The following is a 16,339-nucleotide window of genomic DNA, read 5'->3' as shown; positions in this document are numbered from 1 at the left end:
GCCAACCGAAGAAACCGGTCACACGCACCACGACGCAATGGTCGAGCATGTTGATGCGTGCGCTTCCGGATGCCGGAAGCAGGCTACTCCCCAAGGGAACGCGCATTCTAACATGCCGCGCCCGCGGGGGCCCGGGGCGGGAAACGCGCCGGGAAGGCGGCGACGGCCTGCCGCCGCATCGCGCCGCGGGCTAGTCCTCGTCGGGAGGCAGCACCATGCTGTCGTCGTCGATGGCCAGCTTGCCGGCCATCAGTACCGCCTGGGTGCGGTTGGTGACGCCGAGCTTGCGCAGGATGGCGGTGACGTGCGCCTTGATGGTCGCTTCGGAAACACCCAGGTCGTAGGCGATCTGCTTGTTGAGGCGGCCGGCGCCGAGCATCAGCAGCACGCGGTACTGCTGCGGGGTCAGCTCGCGTAGGCGCTGGCCCACTTCGCGCTCTTCGCGGTCGGTGGGCGGCAGGCTGTGGGCTTCGGCCGGCGCCCAGCGTTCGCCATCGAGGATGGTGCCCAGCGCCTGGCCGATGGTGTCCGAATCGGCCGACTTGGGAATGAAGCCGAACGCACCATGGTCCAGGGCGCGGCGCATCACCGTCGGCTCCTCGCGCGCGGACACCACCACGATGGGCAGCTGCGGGTGCAGTGCGCGCAGGTGCACCAGCGCGTTGAAGCCCTGCGCGCCGGGCATGTTCAGGTCCATCAGCACCAGGTCGGCGTCGGGGTGCTGCTCGGCCAGCGCGTACAGCGCCTCGACACTGTCGGCCTCCAGCAGCCGCACGCCGGGGATCACCCGCTGCACCGCGCCGCGCAGCGCTTCGCGGAACAGCGGGTGGTCGTCGGCGATCAGCAGCGTGGGCATGGGGCGAACGGTCCGGCTATGGCGGTTGGCGCCCTGTCCTGCGGAGGGAAGGGCAGGGCCGCAGGATCATGGCGATGCGCGGCGGTGTCCAGCACCGCGCCGCGCCTGGGGCCTGCGTGCGGCCCGTGGCGCGGTGGCATCCGGCGCGTCCCTGCGCCCGGTCCCGTGGCGGCGCAGGGCCACCGCGGGGGCTGGCCGGGCCACGCGCTCGGCGTGGTCCGGGCCAGCGGGGTCAGCGGGGTCAGCGCACCTTGCGCTCTTCGACCAGTGATGCGACCACCGACGGGTCGGCCAGGGTCGAGGTGTCGCCCAGCTGGTCCGGCGCGTTCTCGGCGATCTTGCGCAGGATGCGGCGCATGATCTTGCCGGAACGGGTCTTGGGCAGGCCGGGCGCCCACTGCAGGTGGTCCGGTGCGGCGATCGGCCCGATCTCCTTGCGCACCCAGGTGACCAGCTCCTTGAGCAGGTCGTCGGTCTGCGCCTCGCCGGCCACGAGGGTGACGTAGGCGTAGATGCCCTGGCCCTTCACGTCGTGCGGGAAGCCGACCACCGCCGCCTCGGCGACCTTCGGGTGGCCGACCAGGGCGCTTTCCACTTCGGCGGTGCCGATGCGGTGGCCGGAGACGTTGATCACGTCGTCGACGCGGCCGGTGATCCAGTAGTCGCCATCGGCATCGCGGCGGCAGCCGTCGCCGGTGAAGTAGCTGCCCGGATAGGTGCGGAAGTAGGTGTCGATGAAGCGCTGGTGGTCGCCGTAGACGCTGCGCATCTGCCCCGGCCACGAGTCGCGGATGACCAGGTTGCCTTCGGCCACGCCGTCCTGGATCTCGCCGTCGGCGTTGACCAGCGCCGGCTGCACGCCGAAGAACGGTCGGGTGGCGGAGCCCGGCTTGAGGTCCGTGGCGCCGGGCAGCGGCGAGATCAGGATGCCGCCGGTCTCGGTCTGCCACCAGGTATCGACGATCGGGCAGCGGCTGTCGCCGACCACCTCGTGGTACCAGCGCCAGGCTTCCGGGTTGATCGGCTCGCCGACGCTGCCGAGCAGGCGCAGCGAGGCGCGCGAGGTCTTCTTCACCGGTGCTTCGCCCTCGCGCATCAGCGCGCGGATGGCGGTCGGGGCGGTGTAGAAGATCGTCACCTGGTGCTTGTCGATGACGTTCCAGAAGCGCGAGGTGTCGGGGTAGTTGGGCACGCCCTCGAACATCACCGAGGTGGCGCCGTTGGCCAGCGGTCCATAGACGATGTAGCTGTGCCCGGTGACCCAGCCGACGTCGGCGGTGCACCAGTAGATGTCGTCCTCGCGCAGGTCGAACACCGCTTCATGGGTGTAGGCCGCGTACAGCAGATAGCCGCCGCTGGTGTGCAGCACGCCCTTCGGCTTGCCGGTGGAACCGGAGGTGTACAGGATGAACAGCGGGTCCTCGGCGTTCATGCGCTCGGGTTCGCACTGCGCGGGCTGGGTGTCCACCACGTCGTGGAACCAGCGGTCGCGCGGCGCCTGCATGTCCACCGCCGCGCCGGTATGGCGCACCACCAGCACGGTCTCCACCGTATGGGTGCCCGGCAGCTTCAGCGCGGCGTCGACGTTGGCCTTCAGCGGCACCTTCTTGCCGCCGCGCAGGCCCTCGTCGGCGGTGATGATCAGCTTGCTGCCGCAGTCGCCGACGCGGTCGGCGATGGAGTTGGCGGCGAAACCGCCGAACACCACCGAGTGCACCGCGCCGATGCGTGCGCAGGCCAGCATCGCCACGGCGGCATCGACGATCATCGGCAGGTAGATGGTGACGCGGTCGCCCTTGCCCACGCCGAGGTTGCGCAGCGCATTGCCGAGCCGGCACACGCGCTCGTGCAGCTGCCGGTAGGTGACCTTCTGCGCCGGTGCATCGGGGCTGTCGGGCTCGAACAGGATCGCGGTCTTGTCGCCCCGGGTGGCCAGCTGGCGGTCCAGGCAGTTGACGCTGACGTTGAGCTCGCCGTCCTCGAACCATTTGATGCGGAAATCGTCCAGCTGGTAGCTGACGTTGCGGATCCGGGTGGGTTTGGTGATCCAGTCCAGGCGCTCCGCGGCCTTGGCCCAGAACGCATCGGGATTCTCCACCGATTCGCGGTACTGCTGCTCGTAGGTGGTCTTGTCGATCCGCGCCTTGGCGGCGAATGCGGGATCGACGGGATAGATGTCAGCCATGGCAAATCCTCACCTTTTGCACGTGTAACCAATGAAGCAGCCGCATCCTGCGACGCGGCCGGAACCTCCCAAGTGTGCCGCATCCACCCGGGTGCGCGCTGCCCCCGGTGTTAGACGATGGTCGAATGGGGGGCCGCTTTCGACTAATGGCGAATAGCCGTCCGCGGCGGAAGCCCCGCACCCTGCCCTCGACCGTGCAAGCGAAGCGGCCGTCGATACCCGTCGGAGAGAGGCAGAGCGGATGAACAGACACGTGTTGGATCGAGTGCGTCTCCCGGCGCACACCCCCGGGTGCAGGATGCGCCGGCCGCTGGTGGTGGCGCTGTCGCTGGTGCTGTCGGCGCCGGTCATCGCGCTCGCGCAGACGCCCCGGGAACAGGCGCTGGAAGCCCGCGTGGCCGAACTGGAACGCCAGGTGCAGCAGCTGCTCACGCATCGCCAGGTGCCCGAGGAGGCCATGGTGCGGACCGACGGGCAGGCCCGCGGGACAGCCACCGGACAGGGTGCGGCCACCGCGCCGGCGGCGGCCGCCGCCGCGCCGCCCATCCAGGCCACCAGCATCACGCCCGGCGCCGCGCCGGGCACCACGTTCAAGGTCGGCGGCTTCATCAAGGTCGACTTCCTCGCCACCCGCACCGGTGACGGCCAGCTCGCCGACGACGCCACCGGCCGCGCGCTGTACCTGCCGGGGCAGACGCCGGTACCCGGTGCCGGCGGCAACGGCAGGGCCTCCGGGGTGGACTACAACGCGCACGCCAAGTTCTCGCGCTTCAACCTCGGCGTGGACCACGTGGCCGACAACGGCGACAAGGCCGGGGCGATGCTGGAGATGGACTTCTTCGGCAATGCGCTGGGCAACCAGACCGCCACCAACACCTATGGCGTCACCCTGCGCCACGCCTACATGTACTGGAACGGCTGGCTGGCCGGGCAGACCTGGTCCAATTTCATGGATGCCGGCGCATTGCCGGAGGCGGCCGACTTCGTCGGCCCCACCGATGGCGTGGTGTTCGTGCGCCAGGCGCAGCTGCGCTACACCCGCGGCGGCCTCAGCGTGGCGCTGGAGAATCCGGAAACCACCAGCCTCACCGGCAGCTACGACCCGGTGGCCGGCACCTGGAACGTCCCGGCGGCGGCCAGTTCCGACCGCGGTGCGCTGCCGGACATGACCGTGCGCTATGGATGGAAGGGCGACTGGGGCACGTTCGGCATGGCCGGCCTGCTGCGCCAGTTGAAGGTGGACAACCGCGCCACCGGCGCGCACGCCACCGCGACCGGCGGCGGCGTCAGCGTGGGCGGCAAGTGGGCGATGGGCGCCAGCGACACGCTGCACTACCAGCTCACCGCCGGCGAGGGCATCGCGCGCTACATCGGCCTGGGCATCACCGCCGACAGCGGCTACGACGCCCTGCGCGACCGTCTCGATCCGACCGGCGTGGTCGCCGCCTACGTGGGCTGGCGGCATGCGTTCTCGCCCCGGCTGCGCAGCAACCTGATCTATGCCCGCAGCGACTACGACAACGATGCCGCGATCACCGGCGACCTGGTGACCAGGCGCGTGCAGTCGATCCGCGGCAACGTGTTCTACACCCCGATGCCGAAGGTCGATGTCGGCGCCGAACTGATGTACGGCGTGCGCGAGATCGAGAACGGCCGCAAGGGCGACATCAGCCGCGTGCAGTTCACCACCAAGTACAGCTTCTGAACCGGCGGCGCCGGCCCGCATGCGGTGCCGGCGCCGCCTCCTTTCCCTCTCCCCACGGCGAGCTTCCACGCCACCGCCGCGGCCTGTCGTCCGCCGTCCCGTACCAGGAGAATCCCGATGAATGCTTCCGTCGATCCCCGTGTTGAGCGGATCGCCTCCCATCCGGCCTACCGGCGCCTGCGCACGGCCCGCAACCGGCTCGGCTGGACCCTGACCGTGCTCATGCTGCTGGCCTACTACGGCTACATCGGCCTGATCGCCTTCGACAAGGCGTTCCTGGCCACGCCGGTCGCCGCCGGCAAGGTCACCACGCTCGGCATTCCGATCGCGCTGGGGCTGATGGTGTTCACCATCCTCATCACCGGCCTGTACGTGCGCCGCGCCAACCGCGAGTTCGACCAGTTGACCCAGCAGATCGTGGAGGAGAGCCGATGACCCGCCCCGTCCTGTACAGCGGCGCGCTGCTCGCCCTGCTGGCCACCAGCGGCGCGGCCCTGGCGGCCGGCGGCGACCTCGGCCAGACCGTGCGCCAGCCGACCAACTGGACCGCGATCGCCATGTTCGCCACCTTCGTGCTGGCCACCCTGGGCATCACCAAGTGGGCGGCCGCGCGCACCCGTTCGGCGTCGGACTTCTACACCGCCGGCGGCGGCATCACCGGCTTCCAGAACGGCCTGGCGATCGCCGGCGACTACATGTCGGCGGCCTCGTTCCTGGGCATCACCGCGGCGGTGATGGCCAACGGCTACGACGGCCTGATCTACGCCATCGGCTTCCTGGTGGGCTGGCCGATCCTGACCTTCCTGATGGCCGAGCGGCTGCGCAACCTGGGCCGCTTCACCTTCGCCGACGTCGCCGGCTACCGCTTCGCGCAGAAGCCGATCCGCCTGTTCGCCGCGTCCGGCACGCTGGTGGTGGTGCTGTTCTACCTGATCGCGCAGATGGTCGGCGCCGGCGCGCTGATCAAGCTGCTGTTCGGCCTGGACTACTGGGTCGCGGTGCTGCTGGTCGGCGTGCTGATGATGGTCTACGTGCTGTTCGGCGGCATGACCGCCACCACCTGGGTACAGATCATCAAGGCCTGCCTGCTGCTGTTCGGCGTGACCTTCATGGCGCTGATGGTGATGTGGCATTTCAACTTCAGCTTCGAGGCGCTGTTCTCCGAAGCGGTCCGGGTCAAGACCCAGATCGCCGCCAATGGCGGAAAGAACGCGGAGGAAGCGGCCAGTGCGGGCCTGTCGATCATGGGCCCGGGCGGGTTCGTCAAGGATCCGATCTCGGCGATCTCCTTCGGCATGGCGCTGATGTTCGGCACCGCCGGCCTGCCGCACATCCTGATGCGCTTCTTCACCGTTCCCGATGCCAAGCAGGCGCGCAAGTCGGTGCTCTGGGCCACCACCTGGATCGGCTATTTCTACATCCTGATCTTCATCATCGGCTTCGGTGCCATCGCCCTGGTGCTGACCAACCCCGAGTACGCCGACCCGCTCACCGGCACCATCCAGGGCGGGCCGAACATGGCCGCGGTGCTGGTCGGCAAGGCGGTGGGCGGCAACCTGTTCATGGGCTTCATATCGGCGGTGGCCTTCGCCACGATCCTGGCGGTGGTCGCCGGCCTGACGCTCTCCGGCGCCTCGGCGGTATCGCACGACCTGTACGCGACGATGATCATGAAGGGCAAGCCGCCGGCGGGCTCGGAGCTGCGGGTGTCGCGCATCACCACCGTGGTGCTGGGAGTGATCGCGGTGCTGCTGGGCATCGCCTTCGAGAAGCAGAACGTGGCTTTCATGGTGTCGCTGGCCTTCGCCATCGCCGCCTCGGCCAACTTTCCGGTGCTGATCCTGTCGCTGCTGTGGAAGGACTGCACGACCCGTGGCGCGGTGATCGGCGGTTTCCTGGGCCTGGCCTCCTCGCTGCTGCTGACCCTGCTGTCGCCGTCGGTCTGGGTGGATACGCTGGGCAATCCGGCCGGCAGCGCGCCGTTCCCGTACACCAGCCCGGCGCTGTTCTCGATGACCCTGGCGTTCGCCGCCATCTGGCTGTTCTCGGTGCTGGACCGGAGCGCGCGGGCGAAGGCCGAACGCGCGGCCTATCCGGCGCAGCAGGTGCGTGCCGAGACCGGAGTCGGCGCGAGCCGGGCCGCCGAGCACTGACCGCGGTCCGGCAGGAGGCGACGAGGGCCGCCCGGCGACGGACGGCCCTCGCTGCCCGGCCATGATGGGCGGGGCGCCATGGTCCGGCGGCGGTCGCGGGCGGGCCGTGCCCGCGCGGCGTACCGGCCGGCACCGTGCGGCCCGGGCCGCGGGCTAGGCGAGGAAGCGGGCGATGGCCGCCTCGATCTGCTGCGGCGACTGGAAGCCGGGGAGCCGGGTACGTTCGTCGCCGTCGCGGAACAGCGCGAGCGTCGGCGTCTGCCGCAGCCCGAGCTCGCGGAAGAAGGCCTCGCCCAGCACTTCCAGCTGCACGCGCAGCAGCGTGGTGCCCTGTCCGGCGGCGCCGCCGGCCACGCGCTGCAGCGACTGCGCCAGCATCCGGCAGCCCGGGCACTGGTCCTTGTGGAAGTCGACCAGCACCCGCGGGTGCTCGGCCAGCAGCTGCCGGAACTGCTCAGGCGTGGTGGCGTCGATGATCTGCATCGGTGTTGCTCCGGTAGTGGGCCAGTACCGCGTCGGTCCAGGCGGCGATGGCCGCGGCGTTGCGTTCGCCGTGCGGCATCTGCTCGATCTCCAGGGGCGGGTAGTCGCTGCGGAAGTAGCGGAGCAGGCGGTGCACCGCGCCGCAGTAGTACTCCGCGCCCCATTGCGTCTCGCCGGTGCCGAACACCGCCAGCTGCCGCGGCTGCTCGCCGCGCGCGGCGATGCCGGCCACCCAGGCCTTCATCTCCGCCGGCGTGCGCCCGGCGTTGTCGGTCCAGCAGCCGAGCAGCACGAGGTCGGCCGCATCGGCGGCCAGCGGTGGCGCCTGGCGCAGGTCGTCGGCCTCGTACCAGTGCACCGCATGGCCGGCGTCGCGGCAGCGCGCGGCCACCCGCCGCGCCAGTTCACGGGTATTGCCGCTCAGCGACGCCACCACCATCAGGATGTCCAGTGCCGGCGGCCGGTCAGAGGTCGTCGAAGCCGTTGTCGACATTGGTCTTCTTGTAGCTGGCGTTGCGCATCTCGAAGAAATCGGTCTTGGTCTCGGTGAAGTTGTCGGCATAGGCCTTGATCCACGGCATCACATTGTCGGTGGTGTCGCTGTACAGCCGCTCGATGCCGAGCATGCCGGCCATCTTGTTGGCGCGGTACTTCACGTAACGTGTCATTTCCTCCACGTCGATGCCGTCGATGCCGTCCAGCACCTCCGAGGACCACTGGGTCTCCAGCTCGATGGCGTGCTCGAACGCCTGGTGCACGTAGGCGGTCAGCTCGTTGGTCTGCAGCTCCGGGTTCTCGCCGATGATGGCGCGGATCAGCTCGCTGATGAACTTGGTGTGGGCCAGCTCGTCGCGGTTGATGAAGCTGATGATCTTGCCGGTGCCGGTCATGCGGTTCTGCCGCACCAGGTTGTAGAAGTACGCAAAGCCGGAATAGAAGTTGATGCCTTCCAGGATGGACGACTGGATCAGCGACTTCAGCAGCGTCTCGGCGGTCTTCTCGCGCATGAAGTCGTCATACGCGCCCATGATCGGCGCGTTGCGCTTGATGATGGTCGGGTGGGTGCGGGCGATCTCGAAGATGCGGTTCTGGTTCGGCAGGTCGGTGATCGAGGCCAGCACGTAGCTGTAGCTCTCGTTGTGGATGACCTCCTGCTGTCCGATGATCGCCGCGTTGGCGTGCGCGGCCGGGTCGGTGATGTACTCGGCGACGTTGTAGATGAAGCGGGTCTGCGGCGAGTCGAGCGTGGCCAGCAGGCCGATGATCGAGTCGTAGGCGTTCTTCTCGCGCCCGGACAGCTCGCCGTACTGGCGCGCGTCGGCCTTCATGTCCACCTCGTCGGGGATCCAGAAGTTGGTCGAGAGTTCCTTGTAGGCCCGGTAGAACGACGGGTACGGGATGTCGTTCCAGTTGAGGATCCCGGACGTGCGGCCGTTGATGATGCCGGTGCTGCGGTTGGGGTGGCGCGGTTCGAGGATCTTGATGCGGTCGAGCGGGGTTGCCATGGTCGTCTGCCTTCGTGTTGCGTGTGTAGAGCCGAGCCCGCGCTCGGCTGCCGTTCCAACCGGAGCCGAGCACGGCCCGGCCTTGGATGGGCGTTCCGGTCAGCTGGAACACCACTCGCATTCGCTGGTGTCGATGTCGTTGGAGCGCACGTAGTAGGTGGTCTTCAGGCCTTCGCGCCAGGCCGTCAGATGCAGCTCCAACAGCGTGCTGGCGCGGATGGTGCTGGGCACGTACAGGTTGAAGCTGATCGCCTGGTCGACGTGCCGCTGGCGGCGCGCGTTCTGGCGCACGCTGGCGAACTGGTCGACCTTGTAGGCGCCCTTCTCGTAGTACGGCCAGGTTTCCAGTGAGAGACCCGGTGCGGCGACCGGCCGCCGGAAATCCTTCTTTTCCTCGTAGTAGAACGCGCTGTAGATCGGGTCGATGGAGGCGGTGGAGCCGGCGATCTGCGCGGTGCTCATGTTCGGCGCCACCGCCAGCAGCCAGCCGTTGCGCAGGCCGTGCGTGGCCACCTCGCGCGCCAGGCCGTCCCACGCCTCGCCGGTGTAGTCGCGGTCGCGGAAGTAGCGGCCGGTGTGCCAGTCGCTGCCGGCGAACATCGGGTAGCGGCCCTTCTCCTTCGCCAGCTGCGCGCTGGCCTGGATGGTCAGGAAGTTGATGCGCTCGTACAGGCGGTCGGCCAGCTGCTCGGCGTCCGGCGATTCCCACTGGATCGCCTGCTGCGCCAGCAGGTGGTGCCAGCCGAAGGTGCCCAGGCCGATGGCGCGGTACTTGCGGTTGGTGATGGTGGCCTGCGGCACCGGCAGCGCATTGAGGTCGATCACGTTGTCGAGCATGCGCACCTGGATCGGGATCAGGCGCTCCAGCACATCCGTGGCCAGCAGGTCGTCCGGTGCGCTGATCGCCCGGCCGAGGTTGATCGAGGACAGGTTGCAGACCACGAAATCGCCCGCGCGGCGGGTGGTGACGATCTGGTCGCCGCTGACGATCTCCTGGATCATCCGCGTCGGGCTCATGTTCTGCAGGATCTCGGTGCACAGGTTGCTGGAATAGACCATGCCCGCGTGCTTGTTCGGGTTCCGGCGGTTGACCTCGTCGCGGTAGAACAGGAACGGGTTGCCGGTCTCCAGCTGGCTGAGCATGATCCGCTTGAACAGGTCGATGGCCTTCACCGTGCGGCGGCTGATGCGCTCGTCGGCGACCAGCTCGGCATAGCGGTCGCGGAAGCTGCCCGAGCCGCGCTGCTCGTCGTAGAAGTCCTGCAGGTACCAGCCCTTGGCCTGCTTCACCTCGTGCGGGTCGAACAGGTACCAGTCGGCGCGGCGCTCGACCGCTTCCATGAACAGGTCCGGCACGCACACCGAAGTGAACACGTCGTGCGCGCGCAGGCGCTGGTCGCCGTTGTTCAGGCGCAGGTCCAGGAAGGCCTCGATGTCGCGGTGCCAGATGTCCAGGTACACCGCCACCGCGCCCTTGCGCTGGCCGAGCTGGTCGACCGACACCGCGGTGTTGTTGAGCTGCTTGATCCACGGCACCACGCCGCCGGAGGAATTGGGCACGCCGCGGATCGGCGCGCCGCTGCTGCGCACATAGCCCAGGTAGGCGCCGACGCCGCCGCCGTGCTTGGAGACGCGCGCGATGTCGGTGTTGGAGTCGTAGATGCCTTGCAGGCTGTCGTCCACCGTGTCGATGAAGCAGCTGGACAGCTGGCCGCCGACCTTGCCGGCATTGGCCAGGGTCGGCGTGGCCACCGTCATGTACAGGTTGGACAGAGCCCAGTAGGCCTCGCCGACCAGCTGCATGCGCCGCGCGCGGCCGCTCTCGCCGGCGCCGCCCTCGTCCTGCATCAGGTACAGCGCGATGGTCAGCCAGCGCTCCTGCGGCAGCTCGTAGACCTCGCGGCTGCCGTCGCTGGCGAGGTAGCGGGTGGCCAGCAGGTACAGGCCGTTGTAGGCGAACAGGCGGTCGCGTTCCGGGTCGATCATCTCCCCGGCACGCTGCAGTTCCTCCTTGGAGTAGCAGCGCAGGATGTCGTTGCTGTAGATGCCGCGGTCGGCCAGGCTCTCCTGCAACCCCACGTACGAGCCGTACTTCAGGCCGACGTCGTAGAAGCGGTTGCGGCTGGCGCGCTTGTACAGGCGGCGCAGGTACAGCCGCGCGGCGAACTGCTCCCATTCCGGCGCGACCAGGTCCACGCGCGATTCGGCCTCGCGGATCAGCAGGTCGACCAGGTCGTCGGCGCTGAGGCTCGGCTTGCGCTCGACCATCGCCTGCACCACGCGCCGGTAGTCGTCCGCGTCCAGCTGCGGGAACTCGGCATGGACGGCGTCGATGCTGCGCTGCAGGCGCTGGGCGTCGAAGGCCAGGCGCCGGTTGCCGGCCTCCTTGGTGATCCAGGTCGGGACGCATTCCCCGCTGCTGCGCAGGGCGTCTATTGCACCGGCCACATCGGCGGTGTGCAGGGGCGTGTCGGTCATGGGGCTGCATCTCCAGGCTCGCGCGCGCGGCGGCGCCGATGCCGTGGCGGCCCCGCACGCGGTACCGGTGCGCAGGGCGTTCGGGGGGATGCCAGGGCGTGGGAACACCGGGTCGTCGGCATGCGCCTGCGCCTGCGGCCGGTAGCCGGGCCGTGGGCGACGAACAGGGTCCGCGCGATGGCGGCCGCGTCGACACGGCTGGCTTGGAGGGCGGGCCGCGGGACGTGTACTGCTGCGTCCGGCGGCGGCGGCTGACCGGGAGGAGTGGGCACAACATAGTGGGTATGTGGCGCATGGTCAACACAACATGTTGTAAACATGTGGTCGCGGTGCCGGGCATGCCGTGCCGCCGCCGGCAGGTGCGCGGGCACAGGGCCGGGGGTGGGTGGCCGCGCCGTGCCGGAGCCCGTGGCGTGGCGCCGCTGGAGGCCGACGGGCGCGCCGACGCGAAGGGGTCCGCCGGCCCGTATGCCCGGCGCGCCGGTTCCGGCACGGCGTCGGGCTCGTCGCGCTCGCCCTGCCCGCGGATGCCGCTCCCGCCGTGGATGCCGCCGTCGACGGTGGGCGGGTCGCTGGTGAACCGATAGCGGTCGCGTCCGTAGTTGCAGTTCAGGCTGCAGTCGAGCCGTCCCCGCGCACCGCGGATGCCGACATCGTTGTCTTCCTTGGACGACGGGTTGCTGCCCGGAAATTCCTGGGGGCGGAAGGTGCGGTGGGCATGGCACCGGGCGAGGGCGTCGGGCCGTGCGGCGCGGACGTCGTCCACCCCTTCGTAGTCCACCGCGTAGCCGTGGCGGTACATGCCGGCGTCGGTGCGCGGGCGGGTGCTTTTCGCGGTGGCGTACAGCGCGTGCGTGCATGTCCGGCCGGTGGCCGGCGTTGTGGAAACCGGACAGGCGCTTGCGTCCGTCGCGCACGGTGCAGCGGTCGAAGTCGTTGCCGCCGCGGGGCCACCGACGGCCTGCGCGGGGGCCGTCGGCGGGGGCCGGAATTGCCGCAGTGCGGCATCGGCACTGGGGGTTTCCCCTGATGCGGAACCGCGAAGCGGCTTCCTAAGATGCGGTCGAAGGGTCGCTCCGCCATGTCGGCGGCACCCGTTTCGTCCAGTCCAATCGTGGGGAACCGTATGTCGTGCCGTATCGCAAGAACCGCATTGTCCACGGCAATTACGCTGAGCATGGTGGGCCTGTCCCATGCCGCGTACGCGCAGGAAAAGAACGCCGATGACGAGAAGGTGGTGGAGATCTCCAGCGTCAATGTCACCGCATCGGGCTCGCGCATCGATCGCCCCGGCTTCAACGCGCCGACGCCCACCGTCAAGGTGACGCCGGAGGATCTGCAGCTGTCCACCCACAACAACGTCGCCGCCGCGCTCAACGACCTGCCGCAGTTCCGCGGCACGATGTCGCCGCAGACCCACACCACCGGCGTCGACGCCGCGCGCGCACCGGTGGACCTGCGTGGCCTCGGCCTCAGCCGCACCCTGGTGCTGCTGGACGGCCGCCGGTTCTCCAGCGACAACGACCTGGCGAGCATCCCCTCGATCCTGATCAGCGGCGTGGACGTGGTGACCGGCGGCGCCTCCGCGGCCTGGGGCTCGGGCGCGGTCAGCGGCGTGGTCAACGTGCAGCTGGACAGCCAGCTGGTCGGCACCAAGATCGACGTCCAGGGCGGCGTGTCCTCGCGTTCGGACAACCAGAAGCAGTACGTCTCGGCGGCCACCGGCTTCGAGATCGCCCAGGGCCGCGGCCACGTGGTGATCGGCGGCGAGATGCTCAACAGCGACGGTGTGATCCCGAAGACCTCGCGCTCCTGGCTGGGCCGCACCGCGCAGCTGTCCAACGGCGACGGCACCTACACCATGCATGGCGACGTCGGTTACGGCAACGCCGCGATCGGCGGCCTGATCACCAGCGGCGTGCTGGCCGGGCAGGCGTTCAATCCGGACGGCAGCCTGCGTCCCTTCGCCGGCTACAACGGCAATTCGCTGATCCAGGGCGGTGAAAGCCCGAACAACGAGGACATCAACTCGCTGGTGACCCCGCAGCGCCGCTACAACGCAATGGCGCGGCTGTCGTGGAACCTCACCGACGATGTCGGCCTGACCGTGGACGTGCGCCATTCGCGCAGCTGGAACAAGTTCCCGTGGTTCGGCGACCACAACCGCGGCAGCCTGACCATGAACGTGGACAACGCGTTCCTGCCGCAGGCGGTGCGCGACACCCTGGTGGCGGCCGGCGAGACCAGCTTCAGCATGGGCCGTTTCAACAGCGATTTCGCCTTCCCCGACGTCGACTACGACCGCCGCTCGACCCAGTTCACGGTGGCCCTGGACGGCGTGGTCGGCGACAACTGGCGCTGGGGTGGCTACTACAGCCACGGCGAGAACCAGTACGACCTGGAGGCGCCGGGCTTCCTGCTCACCGCCAACTACCGCGACGCGGTCGATGCGGTGATCGACCCGGCCACCGGCAAGGCGGTGTGCCGCGTGACCCTGACCAACCCCAACTCCGGCTGCGTGCCGATCAACCTGTTCGGCCACGGTTCGCCGTCGGCCGAGGCCGCGGCCTACGTCACCGGCACCCCGCGCCGCATGACCAAGAACAAGCTCGATGCGGCCGGCATCGACCTGCGCGGCGAACCGTTCTCGCTGCCCGCCGGCGAGGTGTCGGTGGCGGTCGGTCTGGAAGCGCGCAAGGAGCAGATCGACCAGAAGGTCGGCGCCCAGGACTTGGCGAAGGCCTTCACCACCTGGAGCTCGTCGCCGATGTCGGGCAGCTTCACCGTGCGCGAGGCGTTCGCCGAGGTCGCCGCGCCGCTGCTGCGCGACGTCACCGCGCTGCGCGACCTGCAGATCAACGCCGCCGCGCGCTTCAGCGACTACGACAGCTCCGGCTCGATCTGGTCGTGGAAGTACGGCCTGACCAACGAGTTCTTCGACGGCTTCCGTGGCCGCTTCACCCGGTCGCGCGACATCCGCTCGGCCAACCTGTCGGAGATGTACACCACCAGCACCACCGGCTGGTCCACGATCAGCGATCCGCTGACCGGCAGCTCGATCAATGCGCTGATCATCGGCGGCGGCAACCCGCTGCTGACCCCGGAGAGGGCCGACACCCTGACCGCGGGCTTCACCTGGGCGCCGGCCAGCATCCCGGGCCTGATCATGTCGCTGGACTACTTCGACATCGAGATCAAGGACGTCATCACCCAGGTCTCGGCACAGGAAACGGTGCTGCGCTGCATCGCCGGCAACCAGGCGATGTGCAACCGCATCGAGCGCGACGCCAACGGCGACATCGAGCAGATCAAGTCCAACTACGTCAACCTGGCCGAGTACCGCACCAACGGCGTCGACCTGGACCTGCTCTACACGCTGCCGGCGTCGAAGCTGTTCCCGTCGATGCCGGGTACCTTCCATACCCGCGTGCTGGCGACCTGGATCGACAGCCTGACCACCTTCGACGGCAAGAACGACTTCGAGTACGTGAAGTCGCAGGGCCTGACCGGCGGTGCGGGTGTCCCGCGCTGGCGCGGCAACGCCAGCTTCGGCTGGCGCGGCGACCGCTACGCGGCGCATGCCCGGGCCCGCTACATCTCCCCGGGCGTGTACAACAACCAGCTGGTGCTGACCAACGGCAACATCGGGTCGTACATGTACTGGGACGTCGGCGGCAAGGCCCGCATCCCGCTGTCCGGCGACAACGAGCTGGAGATCTACGCCGACATCAGCAACCTGTTCGACAAGAAGTCGCCGCTCGGCGCGGTGGGTTCGCCGTACTACGATGTGGTCGGCCGCTACTACACCCTGGGCGCGCGCATGCGCTTCTGAGTCATGACGGCGCCGGGTCCGGGCAGGACCCGGCGCCGTTCTTTCCGCTACACGAGGATCCAACGATGTCCAAACCCCACACCCGCCACCGTTCCCCCCTGCGCCTGCGCGTGCTCGTCGCGGCCTCGCTGCTGGCCTGCGGCCTGGCGCCCGCCGTGGCCATGGCCCGCGCACCGGCGACCGCGCCGGCACCGCTGCAGGCCGAGGCCCAGCGCCTGGCCGCGCTGCTGCCCGGCGAACTCGGTGCGACCATCGTGCACCTGGAGAGCGGCCGCAGCGTGCACGTCAATGCCGACCGTGCGTTCCCGATGGCCAGCACCGTCAAGGTGCCGGTGGCCGTGCACATCCTGAAGCTGGTGGACGAAGGCAAGCTCGCCCTGCAGCAGCAGGTCACCCTGGGCGCCGACGACGTCTATCCGGAAATGGGCGGTCCGATGGACCTGCACCTGAGCGCCGGCTCGGCCATCACCGTGCGCGACCTGCTGCACATGATGATCACCGTCAGCGACAACAACGCCACCGACATCCTGATCCGCCTGGGCGGCGGCACCGACGCGGTCAATGCCCGCATGCAGGCGCTGGGCGTCAGCGGCATGCGCGTGGACCGCTACATCTGGGAGCTGCTGGCCAACTACCGCGGCAACAGCGCCTCGCAGGCCGCGCCGATGGGGCCGCAGGCCTACGGCGAGCTGTCGCGCAGCGAGCGCAGCGAACAGCAGCGCCGCAGCCATGCCGATGCCTGGAACGCCGACCCGCGCGACACCAGCTCCTCGCGGGCGATGGCCACCCTGCTGCAGAAGGTCTGGACCGGCGACGTACTGAGCAAGGACAGCGTGCAGGTCCTGCAGGACATCATGCTCGACACCCGCACCGGGAACGCGCGCCTGCGCGGCATGCTGCCCAAGCGCACCCCGGTGGCGCACAAGACCGGCACCGTGGGCGACGTGATCAACGACGTCGGCGTGATCACCCTGCCGGGCGACCGCGGCCACGCCATCGTCACGGTGTTCGTCGAATCGCGCGCCAGCAGCGAGGACCGCGATGCGGCCATCGCCCAGCTCGCGCGCGCCGCGCACGACTACTTCCTGTTCGTTCCGTAACCGCCAGGTCCTGTCCTCCCCCCTGGGGCGACGGCCCCCGGC

At 69.2% G+C, this 16,339-nt stretch carries 11 protein-coding genes; 5 read left to right on the top strand and 6 right to left on the bottom strand.

All coding sequences use genetic code 11. The annotated features are described in order from the left end of the window. Positions 1 to 190: 190 nt before the first annotated feature. Both K5L01_RS08895 and acs read right to left on the bottom strand, forming a co-directional pair. A complete protein-coding gene (locus K5L01_RS08895) occupies positions 191 to 856 on the bottom strand; it encodes a response regulator transcription factor (RefSeq protein ID WP_250063992.1) in 666 nt (221 codons plus the stop codon). A gap of 241 nt (positions 857 to 1,097) precedes the next feature. Continuing rightward, a complete protein-coding gene (acs, locus tag K5L01_RS08890) occupies positions 1,098 to 3,041 on the bottom strand; it encodes an acetate--CoA ligase (RefSeq protein ID WP_250063990.1) in 1,944 nt (647 codons plus the stop codon). Positions 3,042 to 3,339: 298 nt separating this feature from the next. On the opposite strand from acs, the gene K5L01_RS08885 reads away from it, so the two are divergent. The 3 genes from K5L01_RS08885 (at position 3,340) to K5L01_RS08875 (ending at position 6,899) form a co-directional block, all read left to right on the top strand. Then, positions 3,340 to 4,746, top strand: coding sequence for a DcaP family trimeric outer membrane transporter (locus K5L01_RS08885; RefSeq protein WP_250063988.1), 1,407 nt, complete (start codon positions 3,340 to 3,342; stop codon positions 4,744 to 4,746). Positions 4,747 to 4,863: 117 nt separating this feature from the next. Then, positions 4,864 to 5,181 carry a DUF485 domain-containing protein gene (locus K5L01_RS08880; RefSeq protein ID WP_250063986.1) on the top strand — a complete coding sequence of 106 codons (318 nt, stop codon included), beginning with the start codon at positions 4,864 to 4,866 and terminating at the stop codon, positions 5,179 to 5,181. Beyond that, positions 5,178 to 6,899 carry a cation acetate symporter gene (locus K5L01_RS08875; RefSeq protein ID WP_250063984.1) on the top strand — a complete coding sequence of 574 codons (1,722 nt, stop codon included), beginning with the start codon at positions 5,178 to 5,180 and terminating at the stop codon, positions 6,897 to 6,899. Before K5L01_RS08880 ends, K5L01_RS08875 begins: the two co-directional genes overlap by 4 nt. 153 nt (positions 6,900 to 7,052) lie before the next feature. Here K5L01_RS08875 and K5L01_RS08870 read toward each other — a convergent pair whose 3' ends face one another. The 4 genes from K5L01_RS08870 to K5L01_RS08855 all read right to left on the bottom strand — a co-directional run bounded on the left by K5L01_RS08870 (position 7,053) and on the right by K5L01_RS08855 (position 11,365). Continuing rightward, on the bottom strand, positions 7,053 to 7,382 hold the full coding sequence (locus K5L01_RS08870) for a thioredoxin family protein (RefSeq protein ID WP_250063982.1): 330 nt from the start codon (positions 7,380 to 7,382) through the stop codon (positions 7,053 to 7,055). Beyond that, positions 7,354 to 7,821: a flavodoxin gene (locus tag K5L01_RS08865; RefSeq protein WP_250064157.1), complete on the bottom strand. Its 468-nt coding sequence runs from the start codon at positions 7,819 to 7,821 to the stop codon at positions 7,354 to 7,356. The genes K5L01_RS08870 and K5L01_RS08865 overlap by 29 nt, the downstream gene beginning before the upstream one ends. 25 nt (positions 7,822 to 7,846) lie before the next feature. After that, positions 7,847 to 8,887 carry a ribonucleotide-diphosphate reductase subunit beta gene (locus tag K5L01_RS08860; RefSeq protein ID WP_250063980.1) on the bottom strand — a complete coding sequence of 347 codons (1,041 nt, stop codon included), beginning with the start codon at positions 8,885 to 8,887 and terminating at the stop codon, positions 7,847 to 7,849. 99 nt (positions 8,888 to 8,986) lie between these two features. Beyond that, positions 8,987 to 11,365: a ribonucleoside-diphosphate reductase subunit alpha gene (locus tag K5L01_RS08855; RefSeq protein WP_250063978.1), complete on the bottom strand. Its 2,379-nt coding sequence runs from the start codon at positions 11,363 to 11,365 to the stop codon at positions 8,987 to 8,989. Between the two features lie 1,153 nt (positions 11,366 to 12,518). Here K5L01_RS08855 and K5L01_RS08850 point away from each other — a divergent pair. Together K5L01_RS08850 and bla are read left to right on the top strand one after the other, a co-directional pair. Beyond that, the gene (locus K5L01_RS08850; protein ID WP_250063976.1) at positions 12,519 to 15,197 is read left to right on the top strand and encodes a TonB-dependent receptor domain-containing protein; all 2,679 of its coding nucleotides are present in this window, start codon (positions 12,519 to 12,521) and stop codon (positions 15,195 to 15,197) included. A 65-nt stretch (positions 15,198 to 15,262) separates the two neighbouring features. Then, the gene (gene bla, locus K5L01_RS08845; protein ID WP_250063974.1) at positions 15,263 to 16,297 is read left to right on the top strand and encodes a class A beta-lactamase; all 1,035 of its coding nucleotides are present in this window, start codon (positions 15,263 to 15,265) and stop codon (positions 16,295 to 16,297) included. Positions 16,298 to 16,339 lie beyond the last annotated feature (42 nt).

Source organism: Stenotrophomonas mori (assembly GCF_023556335.1).
GTDB lineage: Bacteria > Pseudomonadota > Gammaproteobacteria > Xanthomonadales > Xanthomonadaceae > Stenotrophomonas > Stenotrophomonas mori.
Note: the sequence above shows the minus strand (reverse complement) of the source record. Positions and strands in the feature narration are given on the sequence as shown.